Here is a 22,008-nt window from a genome sequence, read left to right on the forward strand (position 1 = left end):
TCAGGCGGAGAAGAACTCCGTCGCCACCGGAGCCAACGCCGACGCCTTGACCATGTGGTCCTGCCCGTCGAGGACGACGTAGCGGCCCTCGGGAACGGCCTTGGAGATGGCCTGCTGGGCGTTGGTCATGTAGGTCGGGCTCTTGCTGCCCGCCACCGACAGCACGGGCACTGACACGTTCTTGAAGTAGCCGCCCGGCAGGGGCAGACCCTGCTGGAACGGCACGCACATGCCCAGGTCGTAGACGAGCGTGTGGGCGACCGGGGTGAGCTTCTTGAAGGCCGGGGTGAGACGCATGATCTTGACCGCGACCAGCGGCATGCCGACCACGCGCATGAACAGCTCGATCGCGGCGGCCCGCTTGCCCTTCTCCACCAGTGCCTCGACCTGCTGCGCCAGGTCGGCGTCGTTGGGGCGGTGGGTGTCGTCGAGGATGAGCGGCGCCTCGTAGGCGACGATCTTGTCGATCGGCAGCCCGGCCCGCGCGGCCTCCAGGGCGAGGAACGCGCCCGAGCTCAGGCCCAGCAGATGGGCGTGCCCACCGGCCGCCTCGATCACCGCGCCCAGGTCGGCGACCTCCTGCTCGACCGCCTCCATGGTGCCGGCGGTAGCCGGCTTGGCGATGTTGCTGTCGCCGCGGCCGCGACGGTCGTAGCGGTAGACGGTGAACCGGTCCGAGAACGCGTCGGCCAGCTCCTTCGACGGCCCGAATCCGCGGTAGCACATGGCCCCGTCGACCAGGACGAGCGCCGGGCCGGTGCCGACGACGTCGTAGGCGATCGTGGTGCCGTCGGCGGAGGTGGTGGTTGTGGTCATCGTTCTGCTCACTTCTGTCGCGGTGGTCGAGCCCCATGAGACCCGGTTGATACTGACGCGTCGGACGAGACTCCGTCGTTTCGACACGCGGCCGCACGTTTCTCGAGAAGCTCCTGTTCGCCGGCGTTGGTGGTCAACGAGGCCGCCTCGTCGAACGCCGCCGCGGCCTCGCGGTGCCGCCCGGCGCGGTGCAGCAGGTCACCACGTACGCCGGCGGGCAGATGCGACCCCGGAAGCGCTCCCTCGGGGAGTGCCGCCAAGATGGCCAGCCCGGCATCGGGACCGAAGGCGCGCCCGTGCGCCACCGCGCGATTGACCTCGATGATCGCGCCCGGGACACCGGTCGCGAGCATGTCGTAGAGGCGCGCGATCTCGGTCCAGTCGGTGTCCTCGGCCCGCCGGGCGCGGCCGTGGCACGCGGCGATCATCGCCTGCACCAGGTAGCTCCCGCCGGGGGTGCCGGAGGAGGCCAGCGCCGTGGCGCGGTCGACCGCGGCCAGACCACGCCGCAGCAGCAGCTGGTCCCACCGGGTCCGGTCCTGGTCCTCGAGCAGCACCGGGTGACCGTCCGCGTCGGCCCGGGCCGCCAGCCGCGAGCCCTGGATCTCCAGCAGCCCCTGCAGCGCCTGCGCCTCGGGGTCGCCCGGGGCGAGCGCGGCCAGCATCCGGGCCAGCCGCATCGCCTCCAGGCACAGCTCGGGCCGGGTCCACGACGGTCCCGACGTCGCTGCGTAGCCCTCGTTGAAGACCAGGTAGATCGTCTGCATCACCTCGCGCATCCGAGCCGCCCGTTCCTCACCCACAGGAAGCTCGAACGAGGCCCCGACCTCGGCCAGGGTGCGCTTGGCCCGCGAGATCCGCTGGCCGACGGCCGACTCCTTGGCGAAGTAGGCCCGCGCGATCTCGGCGGTCGTCAGACCGCCCACCAGCCGCAGCGTCAGCACCGTACGGGAGTCGGGAGCCAGCACCGGATGGCAGGAGAGGAACATCAGCCGCAGCACATCGTCTTCGATGTGGTCCACCGCGGCAGCCAGGTCAGGCATCTCACCCTCCTCCAGCTCGTGGCCCAGCAGGGCGACCTTGCGGCGCAGCACCTCATCACGGCGGAACCCGTCGATCGCTCGCCGCTTCGCGATCGACATCAACCAGGCGCCGGGGTTGCGCGGGATGCCCTCGCGCGGCCACTGCTCCAGCGCCGCGACGAGGGCATCCTGAGCGAGGTCCTCGGCCAGGTCGAGGTCGTGCGTCATCCGCGCCAGGCCGGCGAGGAGACGTACGGACTCGTTGCGCCAGACCGCGACGATCGCGTCCTCGGTGGTAGAGGTCATTCAGCCGGGGTCGGCGGACCGAACAGCGGCCGCATCTCCACGGCCACGTCCTGCCCGGGCCAGAGCTCCTCGTGGAGCTGGATCATCCGGCGCCCGAGCTCGATCGCCTCGTCCTGCGAGCGGACCTCGAAGAGCGAGAACCCGCCCGCGACCTCCTTCGCCTCGGCGAAGGGCCCGTCGATGTGGGTCACCTCGCCGGCGGTCAGCCGGATCTCCACCGCGGGACCGAGCCCGTCGGCGTCGAGCAGGATGCCGTCGGCGTACTGCTGCTTGATCTCGGCCTCCACCGCCTGCATCAGCGCGGCCGGGGGCGGGCCGGCGTCGGGAGCCATCTTCACGAACATCATGTAGCGCATCTGCTTCTCCTTGCGATCGGCGGCGCGTCCGTTGCGCGTCGTCGCCTACGCGTCGAGAAGAGCCTCCCGCTTTCGACACGTCCGCACCAGAATATTTCTGTACGTGTCCTAAGACGCCTTCGACTTCTTCGTCTTCTTCTCCCCGGCCTCCTCGGGGACCTCCTCGCCACGCGACTTCTTCGCGGCCGCGACGGAGCGCTGCAGCGCCGCGAGCAGGTCGACGACCTCGCCGGAGGTCTTGGTGGAGGTGGGGGTCCGCTCGACCTCGCCCCCCTCGATCTTGGCCTTGACCAGTTCCTCGACGGCGTCGGCGTAGTCGTCGGAGAACTCCTCGGGATGGAAGTCGCCGGCGAGCGTCTCGACGAGCATGTTGGCCATCTTGATCTCGGAGTCCTTGATCTCGCCGGCCTCGACCTTGAAGTCGGGCACCCGGATCTCGTCGGGCCACATCATCGTCTGCAGCACGATCACGTCGCCGTTGTCGGTCGGGCGCACCCGCAGGGCCGCGACCGTGGTGCGCTGGCGCAGCGCGACCGTCACCAGGGCGACCCGGTCGGCGTCGAGCAGCGCCTGCCGCAGCAGCGCATAGGGCTTGACCCCGGTGTTCTCCGGCTCCAGGTAGTAGCTCTTCTCGAAGAGCATCGGGTCGATCTGGTCGCTCGGCACGAACTTCTCCACCGCGATCTCGCGCGAGGAGGTCGTCGGCAGGTTGGCGAAGTCGTCGTCGGTGAGCACGACCATCTCGCCGTCCTCGGTCTCATAGCCCTTCGCGATCTCGGAGTAGGGCACCTCCTCGCCGTCGGTCGAGCAGATCCGCTGGTAGCGGATCCGGCCCCCGTCGGACTGGTGCACCTGACGGAACGAGACGTCGTGGGACTCCGTCGCCGAGTAGAGCTTCACGGGCACGCTGACCAGCCCGAACGAGACCGCACCCTTCCAGATCGCACGCATCGTGAATCCCCTCGTCAAATGGCATCTGATAAGCCAGTATCTGCCGGTATCCGAATTTGGGGAAGATCATTCCTCCAGCACGACGTCCATGCGCCGCGACAGGCACGATCCGGGCGAAGCTCGCGAGAACGGTGCACATGTGCGGATCTGACGTCCTCGGCCAGGACATGCGGTGGCATTTCCACGCACATGCGTGGAAATGCCAGACGGAGTCGTCTCCGTGACTGTCCGGAGCGTTGTCGCCGTCGTCGTGGTGGTCGGGGTCGCCTACTGCGCATTGATGGTCGGAGCAGCTGCTGCGATCTCGTGGGTGATCGCGCCGAGGGTCTACTCGGTCGATCCGACCGTGGAGCAGCAGGTGATGAAGGACCTGGAGCCCTGGTCGGACGAGGTGATGGCGATCGAGGGGCCACCGGGCACGACACTGAACCTCGATGCCGGGGTCGTCGGTTGCCTGTATGACGACTCGACCCAGACGGCCTATCAACCGAACGCGGGCATCTACTGGCAGGGGCCCTACGACCCCTTAGCCGCCGAGAACGGGCCCGGAAGGGTCGCGCGTTCGGAGTTCGGTCTCCTGGTCGACCGCCTCGAGGCGCTGGGCTGGAGAGTCGGGGCCGAGGGCCTCGTCGAAGGCGCTGATGCCCTCGGGCCGAGCCGTATGGAGGCCGTCCTGACCAGGGGGTCCGGCGACGACCTGGTCCGCCTGGAGCTGACCACCTATGGCTGGGAGTACGGTGCGGTGCTGACGCTTCCGCACGCCCCGCAGGCATGCCGTGTGGACGTGGAATGGCCGTGATGATCCGTTCGGATCTGCCCGGCTCGAGCTCGCCGTAGGGGCAGGATGGGGGTATGCCCTCGACGCTCCGGCCCATGCTGGCCACCGCCGGCGCCCACGTCCCACCGGGCGAGGAGTGGGTGCACGAGGTCAAGTGGGACGGGATCCGGCTCATCGGAGAATCCGAGCAAGGACGTACGCAGACCCGGCTGACCACGCGCAACGACAACGACGCCACCCCCGCCTGGCCCGAGATCGCGACGGGCCCGGAGCGGGACATCGTCGTGGACGGCGAGGTGATCGCGCTCAACGATGCCGGGCTTCCCGACTTCCGGGTGCTCATGGACCGGATGCACAACCGCGACGCCCGCCGGGCGGCGCGGTTCGCGGAGCGGATCCCGGCGACGTACATGATCTTCGATCTCCTCCGGCTCGACGGCCGGCTGCTCATCGAGGAGCCGTGGACCGCACGACGCCGGCTCCTCGAGGACCTCTTCGAGAGCGGTGGGCTCTCGAGCTGGCAGGTGCCCCCGACGTACGACGACGGACGCATGCTCCACGAGGTGACCCGGGCCCAAGGCCTGGAGGGGATCGTCTGCAAACGTCGCAACAGCCGCTACCGGCCGGGTGAGCGGAGCAAGGACTGGGTGAAGCTGGCCCACCGATACCGGGCCTCGCTCGTCGTCGGGGGTTGGCGACCGGAGGTCGGCACCGAGGGCGGCACCGAGCGTCTCGGCGCCCTGCTCGTCGGGCAGCCGACGCCGGACGGGTTGATCTACCGCGGGCGGGTCGGCAGCGGCATCACCGGCAAGCGGGCACAGCGGCTCGGGGAGCTGCTCCGCGAGACCGACCGGAACCCGTTCGCCGGGCCCGACATCGACCCCGACGGGGGAGTGCCGTCCGTGGACGCGCGCGGGACGCACTGGGTCGAGCCGCTCCTCGTCGTCGAGGTGGAGACCCACGGCACCGCGGTCGCCGCCGCCAGCTACAAGGGCCGTCTGCGGCAGCCGAGCTTCGTCGGCATCCGCGAGGACATCGAGCCGGAGGATCTGTGATGGTCGAACGAGAAGAGGTACGCGTCGAGGTGGACGGCCGGGTCCTGACCCTGACCAGCCTCAGCAAGGTCCTCTATCCGCGCACCGGCATGACGAAGGGGGAGGTGCTCAACTACTACGCCCAGGTCGCGCCGGTGCTCCTCCCGCAGCTTCAGGACCGTGCCGTGACGAGGATCCGCTGGCCCCACGGCGTCGGCGACATGTCGTTCTTCGAGAAGAACGCACCAGCCGGCACCCCCAGCTGGGTCCGCACCGTTGTCGTTCCGACAACGGGATCCCGAACCGCCGACCACAAAGAAGGAACACTCACCTTTCCGATCCTCGACAGCCTCGCCGCTCTCACCTGGGCCGCCAACCTCTCCGCGCTGGAGCTGCACGTCCACCAATGGACCGTCGACGCCGACGGCACCCCGGCCGGCGCGAACCGGATCGTGATCGACCTCGACCCCGGCGAGCCGGCCGGCCTCCAGGAGTGCTGCCAGGTGGCACTGCTGGTGCGGGACGCGCTCGGCGCCCGTGACCTCGCCGCGACGCCGGTGCTCAGCGGGAGCAAGGGCCTGCACCTGTACGCCGCTCTGCCCGAGCCCGTCGAACCGGACGTGGCCACGGGGCTGGCCAAGGAGATCGCCGAGAGCCTGCAGAAGGCCAACCCGAGCAAGGTGACCGCGACGATGACCAAAAGCCGCAGGTCAGGCAAGGTTTTCCTGGACTGGTCGCAGAACTCGGGCTCGAAGACGACGATCTGTCCCTACTCGCTGCGGGGCAAGGAGATCCCCACGGTCGCAGCCCCGGTCACCTGGGACGAGGTCGCGGAAGGGGCCGAGGATCCGCTCGGTATAGATCAGCTCGGACCTAACGATGTGATCACGCGCTTATCTGAAAGGGGGGATCTCTTCACAAGCCCTACGGGGCTGTAACTATTGTTCTCTTCATGTCGAACTCCGTGCTTGTCGTAGAAGACCAAGAGGACATCGCCGCCCCGCTGGTGCGCACGCTCCAGCGTGAGGGCTATGACGTCACCTGGGTCGACTCCGGCAAGAAGGCGCTGGAGCTGCTCGCGCCCCCTTACGAGGCCGAGCTCGTGCTGCTCGACCTGGGCCTTCCCGACATGGACGGGCTCGAGGTCTGCAAGGCCGCGCGCGACAACGGCTACGAGGGCGGGATCATGATCCTCACCGCCCGCGACGCCGAGATCGACCTGGTGGTCGGGCTCGACGCGGGTGCCGACGACTACCTGGCCAAGCCGTTCGCGCTGGCCGTCCTCCAGGCACGGGTCCGTGCCCTGCTGCGCCGCTCGGGTCCGGTCGAGCCCGGCGCCGACGACGACGCGCTGCGCATCGACGTCGCGGCCCACCGGGTCTACGCCGGCGAGCGCGAGGTCACGCTGACCGGCAAGGAGTTCGCCCTCCTCGCCGTCCTGGCCGCCTCCCGCGACAAGGTCGTCTCCCGCGACCGCCTGATGGCCGAGGTCTGGGACGAGAACTGGTACGGCTCGACCAAGACCCTCGACGTCACCGTCGGGCGCCTGCGCCAGAAGCTCGAGGCCGCCGGTGTGCAGGAGAAGGTCGTCGCGGTCCGCGGAGTCGGGTTCCGGCTGGAAGCGGCGGAGTAACTGCAAGTTCAACACGGCGTCAAACGGCTGTTCATTGCGTGAGATGACTCACAAACGACGGCAAAAACACGCGTAACCACGCGGAATGTGCTCGAGATGCGAGCATTCTGGATTGGATCCGTCCCAGATCGCATGTCACCTTGGTTGAGCTGTGCACAACGCACGACCGGCCCCGGTACACGCCGAATCCTGTCCCTCCGGACGCCGGCCCCTACTACTGAACCCCCTTACCCCTCACACTCAGCAGTACGTATGGGACAGGAGCGGGGGACCCAAGTTCCACGCGACTAACTCGGACGGTCGCTTGGGGTGAAGCCATCGCTTGATGGCCGGGCAACCTTCTAGCCCGAACCCGACAGCTCACCTCGCAGGCGTGGGAAGGAACTCACGCATGTCCAAGTCCGTATCCCGTCCTGCCCATCGAGGAAAGCCGCACCCGTTCCGGGTGCCCAACGTCTCGATCGTGCGGACGATCGCAGGATCTCTTCGCGGCCACGGCAAGCTCGCCGGCCGCATCACCCTCGCCAGCGGAATCGCCGCCGGTGCCCTGGTGGCGGTTCCCGCCGCCAACGCCGCCCCCGTCTCCTACGAGACGACCGTCGAGTCGTCCGTCGAGGCGGCCACGGTGGTGGAGGCTCCGACCCTGGACGTCTCGGCCACGCCCGCGGCGATGCTCACCGACATCAAGCAGCTCGAGACGGCTGTCGAGGTGCAGCAGCGCAAGGCCGAGGCAGCCCGCAAGGCGGCCGAGGCGAAGCGCAAGGCCGCGATCGCGGCCAAGAAGGCCGCGGAGGCGAAGAAGAAGGCCGAGGCGGAGGCGAAGGCCTACGCCGCGAGCCGCCAGGGCAGGATCGACCGGGCGATCAGCGTCGCCTCGGAGCAGATCGGTGACCCGTACGTCTGGGGTGCCACCGGCCCGAGCTCGTTCGACTGCTCCGGCCTGACGCAGTACGCCTTCAGCGCCGCCGGCATCGAGCTTCCCCGGGTCTCGCGGGACCAGGCCGCTGCGCTGCCGACGATCCCGAACGACCAGATCCAGCGCGGCGACCTGATGTTCTGGGGCAGCCCGGTCTACCACGTCGGCATCTTCTTGCGCTGGGAGAACGGTCAGGCGATCATGCTGCACGCCCCCAAACCGGGCGCGAGCGTCCGCGAAGAGACTGCCTGGGACGGCTGGTTCGCCGGCTCGACTCACCAGGCCTGAGGTTCTCGGGGCCCGTTCCGACGGGCTGACCCCCACATATCCCCCTGGTGCTCGCCCTCCGGTACCCCGCCGGAGGGCGAGCGCATGTGTGGAGGCGGTCGGCGAATCGGGCGGCGAACCACCGGTCAAGTAACCTGTAAGACGTGGCAGGCCCCGAATTCGACACCGAGATCAAACAGCTCCAGGCAACGATGCAGACCATCGGCCAGGTGCTGGACCTGGACGCGATGCGCAAGGAGATCGCCGACCTCGGCGAGCAGGTCGCCGCGCCCGACCTCTGGGACGATCAGGACAACGCCACCCGGGTCACCGGACGTCTCTCCCTGCTGCAGGGTGAGCTCAACAAGTTCACCGAGCTGAGCGGCCGCATCGAGGACCTCGGCCTGATGGTCGAGATGGCCCAGGAGGAGGGCGACGCCGACACGCTCGCCGAGTCCGAGGCCGAGCTGGGCCGGGTCAAGAAGGCCGTCGAGAGCCTGGAGATCCGCACCCTGCTCTCGGGGGAGTACGACTCCCGCGAGGCCCTTGTCACGATCCGCTCCGGCGCCGGTGGCGTCGACGCCGCCGACTTCGCCGAGATGCTGATGCGGATGTACGTCCGCTGGGCCGAGCGCAACAAATACCCGGTCGAGGTCTTCGACACCTCCTACGCCGAGGAGGCCGGGCTCAAGTCCGCCACCTTCGCGATCCACGCCCCCTACGCCTATGGCACCCTCTCCGTCGAGGCCGGCACCCACCGCCTGGTGCGGATCAGCCCCTTCGACAACCAGGGCCGTCGTCAGACCTCCTTCGCCGCGGTCGAGGTCGTGCCCGTGCTGGAGCAGACCGACGAGATCGAACTCGACGAGAACGAGATCAAGGTCGACGTCTACCGCTCCTCGGGGCCGGGTGGCCAGTCGGTCAACACCACCGACTCCGCGGTCCGGCTGACCCACATCCCCACCGGCACCGTGGTCTCCTGCCAGAACGAGAAGTCGCAGCTGCAGAACAAGGCCGCCGCGATGATCGTCCTCAAGGCCAAGCTGCTCGCGCTGAAGAAGGCCGAGGAGGAGGCCCATCTCAAGGATCTCAAGGGTGACGTCGCCGCCTCGTGGGGCGACCAGATGCGCAACTACGTGCTCAACCCGTACCAGATCGTCAAGGACCTGCGTACGACCTACGAGACCGGCAACCCGCAGGCGGTCTTCGACGGCGACATCGACGGGTTCCTCGAGGCCGGCATCCGGTGGCGCCGCGGTGCCGAGAAGGCCGAGCAGAACTGAGCTGATGGTTGCGCGGACGCGCACCAGGCTTCCACTCCCGGGCCGCGGGGCGGCGTACGTCTATGACGTCCACGGCCCCGAGGACGGGATGCCGATGGTGCTGTTGCACGAGCTCGGAGGTAGCGCGAAGGGGTGGCAGGGCGTGGTGCCGCCGTTCGCGGCCGACCACCGGGTCCACGCCTTCGACCTGCGTGGGCACGGGGACTCGGACTGGGCCTCGGACTACTCCCACCGGCTGATCGCCGACGACGTCATCGTGGCGATGGACGCGCTCGGGATCTCCGGCGCCGTGCTCGTCGGGCACTCGACCGGCGGCAACGTCGCTCTCCTGGTCGCGATGCACCGGCCCGACCTTGTCTCCCGGCTGGTCATCGAGGACGTCGTGCCGCCCGCGCCGCGCCGGCGCAGGCGTCCCGGGCGCCCGGCCAGGCCGATACCTCACGACTGGGAGTGCATCGCGACCCTGCTGGTCGAGGCGACGACGTACGACGCGTGGATGTGGGAGCAGCTCGAGCTGCTGTCCATGCCGACCCTGATCGTGGCCGGCGGCGGCAACAGCCACATCCCGCCGGCCGACCTCGACCGGGTCGCTCGCCGGATCCCGGATGCCGACCTGATCCACTTCGACGTCGGGCACTTCGTGCACCGCAACAGGCCCGCGGAGTTCGCCGACGCCGTCCTGGCCTGGCTCGCGTCGCGGGTGGGATCCCCATCCCTAAGGACCCCACCCGCTCTCGCCAGCCGGCTCTGCTCTGACTCAGTGCCCGCGGCGGCGCGCGCCGCCCGGTGAGGTGCCTACCCAGTCCGAGCGACTAAGTCGATTAAAGCACTAGACTTTGCGTGGTGCAAATGTGCAAATGACGGTCAGGCCGCCGCCGCGGTGGCGGCCACCAGGCACCAGCGGGAGGCGCGCTTCTGGAGCGTCGCGGTCGCCTCGCCGGCCTTGCCGGTGAGCTCGCAGGAGAGCCAGGCGTCGCCGAAGAGCCCGCGGAAGACCACCTTGGGCTGCTTCTTCGCGTCGGTGCAGGTGAGGGCGACCGACGGCTTCCCGTACGCCGGGCTCGACGCGGCCTTGCAGCCCTTGGGCACGCTCTTGGTCATCTGGGTGGCCCAGTCGAGGGTGACCGGCGGGGCGAAGACCCAGGCGCGGGCCGATGTCGCCGAGCCCTCGGGTCCGGTCCAGATGCAGCCGTACTCCTGGGCGACGTCGCTGACCTCGCCCGAGATCGCGGTCTGGTCGCCGTCGCCGTAGGCCTTCTTCTCGCTGGCCGCGCCGCCGAGCGCCTCGGTCGCGTCCTTGCTCGGGACGCGGTCGCAGAACGCGCCGCGGCGTACGTGCATCGTGGTGGTGTCTGCGGTGCTCAGGTCGCCCTTCACCTCGGGCGTCTCCGGCTTGTCGTCTTTCAGGGTGAGCACCCCGACCCCGACCGCGATCGCGGTGAGGACTACGGCACCGATGAGGATCCGGACAGCAGAGCGCACGCCGTCAGAGTACAGGGGCAGGTATCTCCGAGCCGAAGTGCTGAGCCCACCACCGTTGCACTACCCTCGGTCCGGTGATCCGCTTCGAGAAGGTCAGCAAGGCCTATCCAGGGCAGGCGCGACCCGCCCTCAACAGCCTTTCGATCGACATCCAGAAGGGGGAGTTCGTCTTCCTCGTGGGCCAGTCCGGCTCGGGGAAGTCGACCGCGCTCAAGCTGATGCTGCGCGAGCAGCGGCCGACCACCGGCCGCGTCTACGTCGCCGGCAAGGAGATCAACCGGCTCGCCGGCTGGAAGGTGCCGCGGCTGCGCCGCCAGGTCGGCACGATCTTCCAGGACTTCCGCCTCCTGGCCAACAAGACCGTCGCCGAGAACGTCGCCTTCGCGATGCAGGTGACCGGCCACTCCAACCGCGAGATCCGGCAGCGTGTCCCGGAGACGCTCGAGCTGGTCGGCCTCGACGGCAAGGGCGACCGGATGCCCGACGAGCTCTCCGGCGGCGAGCAGCAGCGCGTCGCCGTCGCCCGCGCCTTCATCAACCGGCCGATGATCCTGATTGCCGACGAGCCGACCGGAAACCTCGACCCCGGCAACACCGTCGGCATCATGCGCCTGCTCGACCGCATCAACCGGTCCGGCACCACCATCGTGATGGCGACCCACGACGTCCAGATGGTCGACCAGATGCGCAAGCGCGTCATCGAGCTCGAGCACGGCCACCTCGTACGCGACCAGGTCCAGGGCGGCTACGGCGCTCAGTTCTGAGTCCGCGCCCTCACCCCCGACCAGGCTCCACGCCCAGAAAAGGTTTCTCGACCCGTCATGCAGCTGCGTTATGTATTCACCGAGCTCCGCCAGGGGCTACGCCGCAACCTGTCGATGCACGTCGCGGTGGCCCTGACCCTGCTCGTCTCGCTGACGCTGGCCGGTGTCGGCCTGCTCTTGCGTGAGCAGGCTCAGCTGACCGAGGAGGTCTGGGGCGACGAGCTGCAGATCACCTTCTACATGTGCAACGGCGCCAACGACCGCAACCCGCAGTGCGCCGGTGCGGTCGACGACAGCCAGAAGAAGGTCATCACCGACGCCCTCGAGGACAACCGCTACGTCGACAAGATCGAGGAGGAGAGCCAGGAGCAGGCCTACAAGCGGCTCCAGGCCCTCGACGTCGAAGGCGTCAGCGGTCCGGACCCGGTGGTCAAGGCCGGGGACATGTGGGAGTCCTACTGGGTCACGATGACCGACCCGCACCACTCCGCGGAGATCATCGAGGCCGTCGCCGGCCTGGACGGCATCGACCACGTCGGTGACGTCCACGAGGTCACCGGCCCCATCCTCGCCGCCGTCGACGGGCTGCAGAGCGCGGCGCTGATCGGCGCGATCGTGCTGGTCATCGCGGCGCTGCTGCTGGTCGCCAACACCATCCGGCTGGCCGCTTTCGCCCGCCGCCGCGAGATCGGGATCATGCGGCTGGTCGGTGCCTCGACCCTCTACATCGCGCTGCCGTTCCTCCTGGAGTCGCTCGTGGTGGCACTGGTCGGCATCGGGCTGTCCGGGATGGCGCTCGCCGCGGTGATGTACTTCGGCGTCGAGCAGCGACTCTCGTCCACCGCGGTGACCCAGTGGGTCGGCTGGGAGGAGTTCTTCAGCTCCTTCGCGATCGTGGCGGTCCTCGGCATCCTGCTCACGCTCGTCCCGACACTCCTGCTCACCCGCAAATACATCAAGGTCTGACCCGGATCCCCTAGCGTCTGGGGCGTGCACGCCTTCCCCCGTGCCGGCAGACTCACCGCTGCGCTCAGCTGCGCCGTGGTGGCTGTCGTGCTGCTCTCGCCCACCCTTCCGTCCTCCGCCGACGAGAAGGACCGTCTCGAGCAGGAGCAGCGCGAGGTCCAGCGGGAGCAGAAGGCCGCCGCCGAGGACCTCGAGCACTCCAGCGCCGGCCTGCGCGAGGCATCGGCGACGTACGCCGCGGCGCGGAAGAGGCTCGACCAGGCCCAGAGCCGCCTCGATGAGCTCAACGCGCGCCTCGTGGAGGTGCAGGCGGCCCACGCCAAGCTCGAGTCCGAGCTCGCCGAGCAGAAGCTGCTCCTGGCCGAGGCGAAGCGGGAGCTCGCCGAGGGCAAGGCCGAGGTGAAGGCGCAGCGCGAGGAGATGCGCGACGAGATCCTGACCCGGTTCACCGGGGGAGACCCGCGGCTCGCCCAGGCGGCGGCCCTGCTCTCCGGTGGCTCCCTCGAGGATCTGATGCGCCAGCAGACGTACGTCGACGCGGCCGCCGCGGGCCAGGACGCCACCCTCCAGCGGATGGAGGCGACCGAGACGATGCTCGTCGTCCGCGAGGGCGAGGTGCAGGAGGCGACCGACGCGATCGCGGCCAAGGAGAAGAAGGCCCGGGAGCTGGTCGCCGAGGTCGACTCGCTGCGCGACCAGGCCGCGGCGGCCCACGCCGAGATGGCCACCCTGGCCGACAGGGCGGCCACCGCGAAGCGGTCCGCCGAGGCGGCGAAGGCGGCCGACGCCGCCGAGCTGCGCAAGCTCGAGGCGGAGGAGTCGGCGCTGCGTACGAAGATCCGGTCGCTCGCCTCGGCCGGATCCGGCTCCGACCGCAACGTCGGGTCGGTCGGCGGGCTCTTCGGGATGCCGGTGACCGACACCTACGTCACCTCGCCCTACGGGATCCGCAAGCACCCGATCTACGGCTACGTCGCGCTGCACAACGGCACCGACTTCCACGCGCCCTGCGGTCGCCCGCTGCTCGCCATCGACTCGGGGCAGATCATCTCGACCTCGTACTCGAGCGTGTGGGGCAACCGCCTGTACCTGTATCTCGGCAGGGTCAACGGGCACTCCTACACCGCCGTCTACAACCACATCTCGAGCTACGCGAAGCGCTCCGGGACGGTCGGGCGCGGCGAGACGGTGGCCTATGCGGGGACGACCGGCTGGTCCACGGCCTGCCACCTGCACTTCACGGTCCTGCGCGACGGGACTCCGGTCGACCCGATGCCCCTGCTGGGCTGACTTCGGGGCGGATGAACCCATGGGGGTATCGTCTCCTGCTCGTCCGGTTCCCCCACCGCCACCGGAGGCAATCCGTTGTACCCCGCGCGACTCGGCGCCACCCGCCGTAGCCGTCCCCTGCTCGCACTGCTCGTCGGCTGCGTGCTCGCCGGGACGCTGATCACCCCGATCGCCCGAGCAGACGACTCGCTCGAGGACCAGCAGGAGCAGATCGAGAAGGAGAAGGAGGCGGCCCGGGACGCCGTCGAGCACTCCAGCGACGCCCTGCAGCGAGCGACCACCGCCCTCGCCAGGGCCCAGAAGAAGCTGGCCGGCGCCCGGTCGCGGCTGAAGAGGACAGACGTACGCCTGCGCGCGGCCACCCGCGCGCATCGCCGTGCCGAGGCGTCCCTGGAGCGGCAGCGGGCGGTGCTCGCCGCCGCGCGTACGGACCTGCGCACCGCGCGGAAGCGGGCGACCGAGTCGCGGGAGGATCTGCGCGACACGATCCTGGAGGAGTTCACCGCCACCGGCGACCCGACCCTCCAGGAGCTCTCGGCGCTGCTCGAGGGGGCGACGCTGGAGGAGCTGATGCGGCGGCGCAACTACACCGACGCGGTGACCTCGTCCAAGGCCAGCACGCTGGAGCGGCTGCAGGCCGGCGAGCGGCTGGTCGCCCGCCGGGAGCGCGGCCAGCGCCGTGCCACCGCCGCCGTGGCGGCCACCGAGCGGAGAGCCGCCAGGAACGTCGCCGAGACCGAGCGGCTCCGGGTGCGCGCGGCCGAGGCCCGCGACGAGATCGCCGCGCTGGTGACGCGGACGTCCGCGGCGAGGAAGAAGGCGGCCGAGCTGGCCGAGGAGGACCGCAAGGTCCTCGCCGAGCTCGAGAAGCAGGACGCGGCGATCAAGGAGAAGATCGCCGCGCTCGCCGAGGGAGCGCAGAACCGGACCGTCGACACGCTCGTGGGCATCTTGGCGATGCCGGTCGCGGACTCGTACGTCACCTCGCCCTACGGGATGCGCACCCACCCGACCACGGGGGAGTACAAGCTGCACGACGGCGTCGACCTGCACGCTCCCTGCGGCACACCGCTCCTCGCCGCCGAGTCGGGCACCGTCATCGCGCAGGAGTGGAACGACGCGTACGGGAACCGTCTGCACCTCTTCCTCGGCAACATCAACGGGCACTCCTACACGGCCGTCTACAACCACCTCTCGGCCTACCGCAGCGAGGTCGACGACACCGTCGGTCGCGGCGACGTCATCGGACTCGCCGGCACGACCGGCTGGTCCACCGGGTGCCATCTGCACTTCATGATCCTCCGGGACGGCGAGATCATCGACCCGATGCCGATGCTCGGTCTGTAGCCGGGGCTAAACGTTTCGCGGTCATGACCCCGGGCCTGAGACAATGGAGGAATGGCGAAGGAGCAGGGGCGCAAGATGATCGCGCAGAACAAGAAGGCGCGACACGACTACCACATCGAGGACACCTACGAGGCCGGCATGGTTCTGCAGGGCACCGAGGTGAAGTCGCTGCGTGAGGGTCGCGCGTCCTTGGTCGACGGCTTCGTCGACATCGACCGTGGCGAGGCCTGGATCCACGGGATCCACATCCCCGAATACCTCAACGGCACCTGGACCAACCACGCCGCCCGCCGCAAGCGCAAGCTTCTCCTGCACCGTGCCGAGATCGACAAGATCGAGCGCAAGGTCGCCGAGAAGGGCCTCACCGTCGTCCCCCTCGCCCTCTACTTCCTCAACGGCCGCGCCAAGGTCGAGATCGGCGTCGCCAAGGGCAAGAAGTCGTGGGACAAGCGCAACACCATCGCCGAGCGTACGGCCAAGCGGGAGGCCGAGGTCGAGGTCGGGCGCAAGCTCAAGGGGATGAAGGGCTGACGAGCGAGGCCGAGGGTCGAGCTTGCTCGTGCCCTCGCGCCGAGCGAGGAGGTCCCGCCGCCGAAGGCGGCCGGGCTGACGGGTTTCCGCCGGTGAATAACCGAGTGGGGAATGTCGGCGGGGGACTGTAGTGTTGTCCTGTTGCCTGGTTGCAGGCATTGATAACTCAAAAGGGGCTGATCGGTTTCGACTTGGGACGTTGCTCCCAGGGGAAGCGGGTCGAGGAGCCAGCGTCATCTCGTAAACGATCGCTGGAAACCAATAACTGCCAACGCTAAGCGCAGTTCCTTCGCTCTCGCCGCCTGACGCGGTGATCGAAGCGTCTGACCGAGTATCCGTCTTCGGCTCGGATCCAGGCGTCATCTAGAAGACTCCACCTCATGCACATGCCGACGGGGCATGAGGGACATCTAGTCGGCTGAGCCTGTCGGGGACGTGTCTGCGTCGAGCCCCGGGGATGAGAGAACGCCACCCACAGACTGCACCCGGAGAAGACCTGGCACGGCGCTCGAGGACCGGGGTTCGATTCCCCGCAGCTCCACGAACCTCTGGCCGACGTGTGCCCTCCAGATGGAGGGCCACGTCGGTTCGTCATTTATAGGCGACGCTCCGCGTCGCGGCGGGGATATCCCCGCACCCCTTAGTTGCGCGTGGTCGATGTCGATCGCTGCGCGCCGTACTTCTGTGCTGCTGGCGTTTCGGGGAGCGTAAGACTTCCTGTTGTTCACCTCCCTGGCAGGAGGGCTTTCCTGGTGTGCGCGATAGGGTTGTGAGGCGTACGTCACATGGAGGTAAGGATGTTCGAGGAAGGACAGCTCTACTCGCCCGTCACCGTGGGCGAGGACGGGCAGGTCGAGGTGCATCTGGGGGACAACCACCCCGGGTTCGCAGACCAGGACTACCGCGCACGACGGAGCGAGATCGCTGCCGCTGCGCTTGGTTGGAAGCCGGGGATGGCCGTTCCCCGGATCGACTACACCGAGACGGAGAACGAGATCTGGCGGACGGTCTGCCGGGAGATCGCGCCGCTGCACGCCAAGTACGCCTGCCGCAACTTCATCGCGGCCGTCGAGGCCCTCAACCTCCCGACCGACCGGGTGCCACAGCTCGACGAGGTGAGCGCGGGACTGAAGCCGCTGACCGGGTTCGAGTACGTCCCGGCCGCGGGGATCGTCCCGCTGGAGGAGTTCTACGGGAGCCTGGCAGACGGGCAGTTCCACTCGACGCAGTATCTGCGTCACCACGCGGTGCCGCTCTACACCCCGGAGCCCGACATCATCCACGAGGTGATCGGCCACGGGAACCTTCTTGCCGACCCGCAGGTCGCCGAGGTCAAGCGCCTCGCCGGCGCTGCCGCGCGCCGGGTGGAGACCAGGGAGGCGCTCCAGGTCGTCGCCGACGTCTTCTGGTTCACGATCGAGTTCGGCGTGCTCCACGAGGACGGAGACATCAAGGCCTATGGGGCCGGGTTGCTCTCCTCCTACGGCGAGATCGAGGAGATGCACGAGGTCGAGGTGCGTCCGATCGACTTCGCCCAGATGGCGACGGTCGACTACGACATCACCCACTACCAGCCGGTGCTCTTCGCGGCGGAGTCGTTCGGTCACATGGTCGATGTGGTCGGCAACTTCTTCGCGACCTGCGACGACGACACGCCACAGCGTCTCGGCGCCGTCTAGACCGATCCGATCACGTCCGAGGGGTTAGCCTCGGACGATGATCGACGGCTACCGCAACCGCGCGCTGGAGGTGGCGCTCGCTGCCGCCGACGCCGACGCGGTCGGTGCCGCGCTGCGTACGGGGCAGGTTGTCGTTCCCCAGCTCGACGAGGCCCGGATCAGGGTCTTTCCCGGGGATCGCGGCAACCGGCCACCGTACGAAGCGATGCTCTTCTCCTCCCAGGAGGCGCTGGAGACGTTCCTCGCCGAGGACACCCGCCGGCGCGCGCAGCTGCGCAACGCCGACGGGCTGCGGGAGTTCCTCACGGCCAACATCGAGGAGATCGGGCACGTCACCTTCGACCCGGCCGGGCCGAACCGGTTCCGGTCGGGCATCAGGGACGTGCTCAAGGCGCTCGGCCCGAAACCGCACGTCGACCTGCGGCTGCCGAAGGCGCAGGAGTGGTACGTCGTGGACATGTCCGACGAGGACGTCCGCGACTACCAGCTCGCCGACCTGGCCGACAAGGTCCTCCCGAAGGTGCAGCGGTCCAGGCTCGAGCAGCCCGACTGGGCTCGGTGGATGACCGCGGCCAAGGACGCGGCGGCCCAGCAGGGGGCCGCGTTCCTGGCCTTCTGGCTGCAGCGGGTCGGGCGGCGCCCGGCCGGGCTGGCGGTCGCGCTGAGCCGTCCGGCTCCGTTCGGCATGGTGCGGCATCCGCTGCAGGCCGAGACCACGACGGTGGGGGAGCGCTGGGTCGCCTCGCCCGACCGGCTCTACGAGTCGCGGCTGATCTACTCCTTCCCGCACCCGGACCTCGCCGACCTGGCCCTGCCGACCGTCGACCTCGTGGTCGCGACCTTGTCGTGGGGAGACGAATCGTGAGCTGCGTCTTCTGCGACGTCGTCGCCGGTGACCTCGCGGCCGATGTCGTCTTCGAGGACGACGGCTTCCTGGCCTTCCTCGACCACCGGCCGGTGCAGAAGGGGCACATCCTGATGGTGCCCCGGCAGCACCTTGAGACGCTGCTCGATCTCCCTCCTGACCTGCACGGACGCTTCGTCGCGAACGCTCAGCGCCTGGCCGCGGCGGTCGTCGACGGCCTCGGCGCCCAGGGCAGCTTCGTTGCGGTCAACAACGTGGTCAGCCAGTCGGTGCCCCACCTCCACCTCCACGTCGTCCCGCGCAGCCGCGGCGACGGGCTCAAGGGCTTCTTCTGGCCCCGTCACAAGTACGCCGCCGGCGAGCAGAAGGAGTACGCCGACAAGCTCCGCGCAGTCCTGGGCTGATGCGCGGGTGGTTGTGGAAGAATCCTCGCGCCGAGAATCTTGTCCGAGCGCCTGAGGAGGTCGATTTGACCACGCTGACATCCCCACCGCGTCCGGTCGCTCTCGAGGATGTAGATCCTCGGATCGTTGGACTGGCTCGGCAGGCGACGAGGTTGCATCCGCGTCCAGGCAGTCCGACACCTCTCGAGAGTTCGGTCGGTGGGCCGATGCTATGGCCGGTTGACGAGCCATGGCCCATGTGTCCTGGGAGCCATGTATTCGATGAGGACGGCCCTGATCCGCTCCCACTCATCGCCGGCGTTCAGGTATATCTCCGTGATGCCCCAGCCATGCCACACCCGCCTGGTGCCGACCTCCTTCAGATGATGTGGTGCCCGACGCTGGGAATCGACTCTGACGACCACACGGCCGACGGGCATCTCCAGGTGTTCTGGCGGTCATCTTCCGACGTCTTGACCGTGCTGTCGGATCCTCCTGAGCCGCCGGTCGAACGTGTTTGGGCCGACATCGTCCCCGCACCATGCTTCGTCAACCCCGAGCAAGTCACCGAATACCCGACGGCTGATTGGCTGCCCAGTGATCTCGTCGAGGCTGTCGAGTGCTGCGAAGCTCTTGGGGAGGACCGGATCTATCGCTACAACACACTTGCGGTGGCCCAGGGCATCAAGGTGGGCGGCTGGGCAGGTGCGGCTTCGTTCTGGGGCCCGGCCGGGCCCGATTACTTCCGATGCGCTTGCGGCGCTGCACTCGACGCGTTGATCCAGTTTGATGCCGAGTGGGACGGGACCGAGGTCTGGCGGCCGATCGAGGATGCGGACAAGACGACCTATGACGATCGGCGTCAGACCCAACTTGCGGCGGACCTGGATATCGGCCGCGGGTACACCTTGCAGACCTACTACTGCACCGCTGACTGGGCCCATCCGGTAGCGCGGTACATGCAGTAGCGCCATCCCGGGCCGCTATGACAGAGGATCCGGCTTCGTGAAAAGTTTCACCAGGCCGGGTCCTCTGTCATAGCGAGCGGAATCCGTCGGAGACCGCGCGTCGATAGGGATCCGACCGAGTTCACCGAGGCGTACGGCTTCGGCCATCAATCCGTCGGAGCGCGGTCGGCGGGGACCGATTCACTCGAGATCAGTCGTCATCCACTGATCTCGGGAGTGCGTCATGTCGCTGTCGTCCGTCGCGTCCAAGACCTTCACCTCAGCACTGGCCGGCGTGGCGCTGGCCGCAGGCACGATGCTCGCTCCGGTGGCGGTCAACGCCGTCGAGGCGCACCGGGCCGATGACATCACGGTCACGGCCCATCGGGGAGCGAGCGCGTACGCCCCGGAGAACACCCTCGCCGCCTTCGCCCTCGGCGTCGAGCAGGGAGCCGACTGGATCGAGTCGGACGTGCAGGCCACCAAGGACGGCCGACTGGTGCTGATGCACGACACGACCCTGGCCCGCACCACCGACGTCGAGCAGCGCTTCCCCGGCCGCTCGCCGTGGAACGTCAGGGACTTCACGCTCGCCGAGATCAAGACGCTCGACGCCGGCTCCTGGTTCGGCGAGAAGTACGCCGGCGAGCCGGTGCCGACGCTGACGGAGATGGTCGAGCTCGTGCGGCCGACGCCGTCCGGGATCCTGATGGAGCTCAAGTCGCCCGAGCTCTACCCGGGCATCGAGAAGCAGGTCGCGGCCGAGTTCGACTCGTTCCCCGGCTACGTCCGCTCCGCGGTCGCCGCCGGCCGGCTCGGCGTGCAGAGCTTCGACTTCGACTCGATGAAGACCTACAAGAGCATCCAGCCCGAGATGCCGGTCGGTCTGCTCGGCACCCCGGCCTACGCCGACCTGGACCGCTACACCTGGGCCGACCAGATCAACCCGCACTTCGGCTCCTTCGACGCCGGCTACGTCGCCCGGGTGCACACGCTCGGGATGCACATCCACTCCTGGACGGTCGACGACGCCGAGACCATGAGCGCCGTCCTCGACCGCGGTGTCGACGGCATCATCACCAACCATCCCGATGTGCTCCGCGAAGTGATCGGCGGGCAGCGTACGGCCTCTCTAGACTTGGGCGATGCCGCCTGAAGCGCTTCGGCAGATCGTCACGCGACGTTCACCGCACGCCGATCCCGGGGACTCCCGGGGCCGGTGTGATCGGGGCATGACCACGTTGAACCCCACTCGCATGCGTGCTCTCACGCTTGCCGCCGCCGCGGCGCTCGCTGCCGGGACCGCTCTGGTCTCGAATCCCGCCTCCGCGGCGTCCACCACCACGACCGCCGTCGCGGCGGTCCAGCACGAGCAGGCCGAGCCGATCGTCTTCGGTCACCGCGGTGCTTCCGGCTACCGGCCCGAGCACACCCTGGCCTCCTACGAGCTGGCCATCCAGCTGGGCGCCGACTTCGTCGAGCCCGACGTGGTCTCGACCAAGGACGGTGTGCTCGTCGCCCGCCACGAGAACGAGATCTCCGGCACCACCGACGTCGCCGCCCACCCCGAGTTCGCGGACCGGAAGACCACGAAGACCATCGACGGCAAGGCGCTGACCGGCTGGTTCACCGAGGACTTCACCCTCGCCGAGCTGAAGACCCTGCGCGCCAAGGAGCGCATCCCGGGCGACCGTCCCGCCAACACCGCCTACGACGGTCTCTTCGAGGTGCCGACCCTGGAGGAGGTGCTCGACCTGGTCGAGGCCAAGGAGGCCGAGACCGGCCGCACCATCGGCGTCGCCCCGGAGACCAAGCACCCGACGTACTTCGACTCCATCGGCCTCTCCCTGGAGGAGCCGCTCGCGAAGAGCCTCGAGCGCCACGGCCTCGGCGGCAAGCGTGCCGCGGCGGTGATCCAGTCCTTCGAGGTCAGCAACCTCGAGGACCTCAACCGCATGGTCGACACGCCGCTGGTCCAGCTGATCGACTTCGGCGGCGCGCCCTACGACCAGGTCGTCGCCGGCACCGGCGTGACCAACGACTACCTGGTCACCGACAGGGGCCTGCGAAGCATCAAGAAGTACGCCGACCAGGTGGCGCCGTACAAGTACTACTTCCTCCCGCGCAACGCCGACAACACGCTGGGCGAGCCCACCGACCTCGCCGACCGCGCCCACCGCGTCGGGCTGCCGACCGTCATCTGGACCATGCGCGCCGAGAACAAGTACCTGCCCACCGAGTGCCGCAAGGGCACCGACCCGATCGCGATCGGTGACCTCGGCTGCGAGGTCGGTCCCTACCTCGACGCCGGCGTCGACGCGTTCTTCACCGACCAGCCCGATCTGGGTGTGGCCGCGCGCGACGCCTGGGTCGCTACCAATCGGTAGACACC

General features: G+C 68.8%; 23 protein-coding genes, 1 other RNA gene and 1 riboswitch. Of the genes, 19 read left to right on the forward strand and 5 right to left on the reverse strand.

The features are described 5' to 3' along the window. The 4 genes from ACIA03_RS12220 to ACIA03_RS12235 all read right to left on the reverse strand — a co-directional run bounded on the left by ACIA03_RS12220 (nucleotide 1) and on the right by ACIA03_RS12235 (nucleotide 3,451). Nucleotides 1–816 (reverse strand): alpha/beta fold hydrolase, encoded by an 816-nt coding sequence (locus ACIA03_RS12220; protein ID WP_396982660.1) that lies wholly within the window; start codon nucleotides 814–816, stop codon nucleotides 1–3. 8 nt (nucleotides 817–824) lie between these two features. Next, nucleotides 825–2,144, reverse strand: coding sequence for an RNA polymerase sigma factor (locus ACIA03_RS12225; protein WP_396982662.1), 1,320 nt, complete (start codon nucleotides 2,142–2,144; stop codon nucleotides 825–827). Continuing rightward, nucleotides 2,141–2,500 (reverse strand): YciI family protein, encoded by a 360-nt coding sequence (locus ACIA03_RS12230; RefSeq protein WP_396982664.1) that lies wholly within the window; start codon nucleotides 2,498–2,500, stop codon nucleotides 2,141–2,143. Before ACIA03_RS12230 ends, ACIA03_RS12225 begins: the two co-directional genes overlap by 4 nt. Before the next feature lie 108 nt (nucleotides 2,501–2,608). Further along, on the reverse strand, nucleotides 2,609–3,451 hold the full coding sequence (locus tag ACIA03_RS12235; protein ID WP_396982666.1) for a Ku protein: 843 nt from the start codon (nucleotides 3,449–3,451) through the stop codon (nucleotides 2,609–2,611). 220 nt (nucleotides 3,452–3,671) lie between these two features. Between ACIA03_RS12235 and ACIA03_RS12240 the strand changes: the two genes are divergently transcribed. The 7 genes from ACIA03_RS12240 (at nucleotide 3,672) to ACIA03_RS12270 (ending at nucleotide 10,152) form a co-directional block, all read left to right on the forward strand. Then, nucleotides 3,672–4,250, forward strand: a complete 579-nt coding sequence (locus tag ACIA03_RS12240) for a hypothetical protein (protein ID WP_396982668.1) — start codon at nucleotides 3,672–3,674, stop codon at nucleotides 4,248–4,250. A gap of 53 nt (nucleotides 4,251–4,303) precedes the next feature. Then, a complete protein-coding gene (locus tag ACIA03_RS12245) occupies nucleotides 4,304–5,284 on the forward strand; it encodes a DNA ligase (protein ID WP_396982670.1) in 981 nt (326 codons plus the stop codon). Then, complete coding sequence (gene ligD, locus ACIA03_RS12250; RefSeq protein ID WP_396982672.1) at nucleotides 5,284–6,201, forward strand: non-homologous end-joining DNA ligase; 918 nt, start codon at nucleotides 5,284–5,286, stop codon at nucleotides 6,199–6,201. Before ACIA03_RS12245 ends, ligD begins: the two co-directional genes overlap by 1 nt. A gap of 14 nt (nucleotides 6,202–6,215) precedes the next feature. Continuing rightward, nucleotides 6,216–6,896: a response regulator transcription factor gene (locus tag ACIA03_RS12255; RefSeq protein WP_350834014.1), complete on the forward strand. Its 681-nt coding sequence runs from the start codon at nucleotides 6,216–6,218 to the stop codon at nucleotides 6,894–6,896. A gap of 213 nt (nucleotides 6,897–7,109) precedes the next feature. Then, nucleotides 7,110–7,282: riboswitch (cyclic di-AMP (ydaO/yuaA leader) on the forward strand. A gap of 5 nt (nucleotides 7,283–7,287) precedes the next feature. Further along, on the forward strand, nucleotides 7,288–8,100 hold the full coding sequence (locus ACIA03_RS12260) for a C40 family peptidase (RefSeq protein WP_396982675.1): 813 nt from the start codon (nucleotides 7,288–7,290) through the stop codon (nucleotides 8,098–8,100). A gap of 143 nt (nucleotides 8,101–8,243) precedes the next feature. Beyond that, the gene (gene prfB / locus ACIA03_RS12265) at nucleotides 8,244–9,362 is read left to right on the forward strand and encodes a peptide chain release factor 2 (RefSeq protein ID WP_396982677.1); all 1,119 of its coding nucleotides are present in this window, start codon (nucleotides 8,244–8,246) and stop codon (nucleotides 9,360–9,362) included. 4 nt (nucleotides 9,363–9,366) lie between these two features. After that, nucleotides 9,367–10,152 carry an alpha/beta fold hydrolase gene (locus tag ACIA03_RS12270; RefSeq protein WP_396982679.1) on the forward strand — a complete coding sequence of 262 codons (786 nt, stop codon included), beginning with the start codon at nucleotides 9,367–9,369 and terminating at the stop codon, nucleotides 10,150–10,152. Nucleotides 10,153–10,226: 74 nt separating this feature from the next. Here ACIA03_RS12270 and ACIA03_RS12275 read toward each other — a convergent pair whose 3' ends face one another. Continuing rightward, nucleotides 10,227–10,844, reverse strand: coding sequence for a hypothetical protein (locus tag ACIA03_RS12275; RefSeq protein ID WP_396982681.1), 618 nt, complete (start codon nucleotides 10,842–10,844; stop codon nucleotides 10,227–10,229). 74 nt (nucleotides 10,845–10,918) lie between these two features. On the opposite strand from ACIA03_RS12275, the gene ftsE reads away from it, so the two are divergent. The 12 genes from ftsE (at nucleotide 10,919) to ACIA03_RS12335 (ending at nucleotide 22,003) form a co-directional block, all read left to right on the forward strand. Then, a complete protein-coding gene (gene ftsE, locus ACIA03_RS12280) occupies nucleotides 10,919–11,608 on the forward strand; it encodes a cell division ATP-binding protein FtsE (protein WP_045548285.1) in 690 nt (229 codons plus the stop codon). Nucleotides 11,609–11,665: 57 nt separating this feature from the next. Continuing rightward, a complete protein-coding gene (gene ftsX / locus ACIA03_RS12285) occupies nucleotides 11,666–12,574 on the forward strand; it encodes a permease-like cell division protein FtsX (RefSeq protein WP_396982684.1) in 909 nt (302 codons plus the stop codon). A gap of 24 nt (nucleotides 12,575–12,598) precedes the next feature. Beyond that, a complete protein-coding gene (locus tag ACIA03_RS12290) occupies nucleotides 12,599–13,864 on the forward strand; it encodes a peptidoglycan DD-metalloendopeptidase family protein (protein WP_396982686.1) in 1,266 nt (421 codons plus the stop codon). A 75-nt stretch (nucleotides 13,865–13,939) separates the two neighbouring features. Continuing rightward, nucleotides 13,940–15,211 (forward strand): peptidoglycan DD-metalloendopeptidase family protein, encoded by a 1,272-nt coding sequence (locus ACIA03_RS12295; RefSeq protein ID WP_396982688.1) that lies wholly within the window; start codon nucleotides 13,940–13,942, stop codon nucleotides 15,209–15,211. A 51-nt stretch (nucleotides 15,212–15,262) separates the two neighbouring features. Next, a complete protein-coding gene (gene smpB, locus ACIA03_RS12300) occupies nucleotides 15,263–15,742 on the forward strand; it encodes an SsrA-binding protein SmpB (RefSeq protein ID WP_008358688.1) in 480 nt (159 codons plus the stop codon). 172 nt (nucleotides 15,743–15,914) lie between these two features. Further along, nucleotides 15,915–16,286, forward strand: a transfer-messenger RNA (tmRNA) gene (gene ssrA / locus ACIA03_RS12305). 253 nt (nucleotides 16,287–16,539) lie between these two features. Next, entirely contained in the window at nucleotides 16,540–17,421 is an 882-nt protein-coding gene (locus ACIA03_RS12310; RefSeq protein ID WP_396982691.1) for a phenylalanine 4-monooxygenase, read from the forward strand. Between the two features lie 37 nt (nucleotides 17,422–17,458). Next, nucleotides 17,459–18,286: a hypothetical protein gene (locus ACIA03_RS12315; RefSeq protein WP_396982693.1), complete on the forward strand. Its 828-nt coding sequence runs from the start codon at nucleotides 17,459–17,461 to the stop codon at nucleotides 18,284–18,286. Continuing rightward, entirely contained in the window at nucleotides 18,283–18,690 is a 408-nt protein-coding gene (locus ACIA03_RS12320; RefSeq protein WP_396982695.1) for an HIT family protein, read from the forward strand. Before ACIA03_RS12315 ends, ACIA03_RS12320 begins: the two co-directional genes overlap by 4 nt. 452 nt (nucleotides 18,691–19,142) lie before the next feature. Continuing rightward, nucleotides 19,143–19,637, forward strand: a complete 495-nt coding sequence (locus tag ACIA03_RS12325) for a hypothetical protein (RefSeq protein ID WP_396982697.1) — start codon at nucleotides 19,143–19,145, stop codon at nucleotides 19,635–19,637. Nucleotides 19,638–19,860: 223 nt separating this feature from the next. Beyond that, nucleotides 19,861–20,772, forward strand: coding sequence for a glycerophosphodiester phosphodiesterase (locus tag ACIA03_RS12330; protein WP_396982699.1), 912 nt, complete (start codon nucleotides 19,861–19,863; stop codon nucleotides 20,770–20,772). Between the two features lie 76 nt (nucleotides 20,773–20,848). Next, the gene (locus tag ACIA03_RS12335; protein WP_396982701.1) at nucleotides 20,849–22,003 is read left to right on the forward strand and encodes a glycerophosphodiester phosphodiesterase; all 1,155 of its coding nucleotides are present in this window, start codon (nucleotides 20,849–20,851) and stop codon (nucleotides 22,001–22,003) included. Nucleotides 22,004–22,008: the final 5 nt, after the last annotated feature.

This window comes from Nocardioides sp. NPDC051685, assembly GCF_044453405.1.
In the GTDB taxonomy this organism is placed as follows: Bacteria; Actinomycetota; Actinomycetes; order Propionibacteriales; family Nocardioidaceae; genus Nocardioides.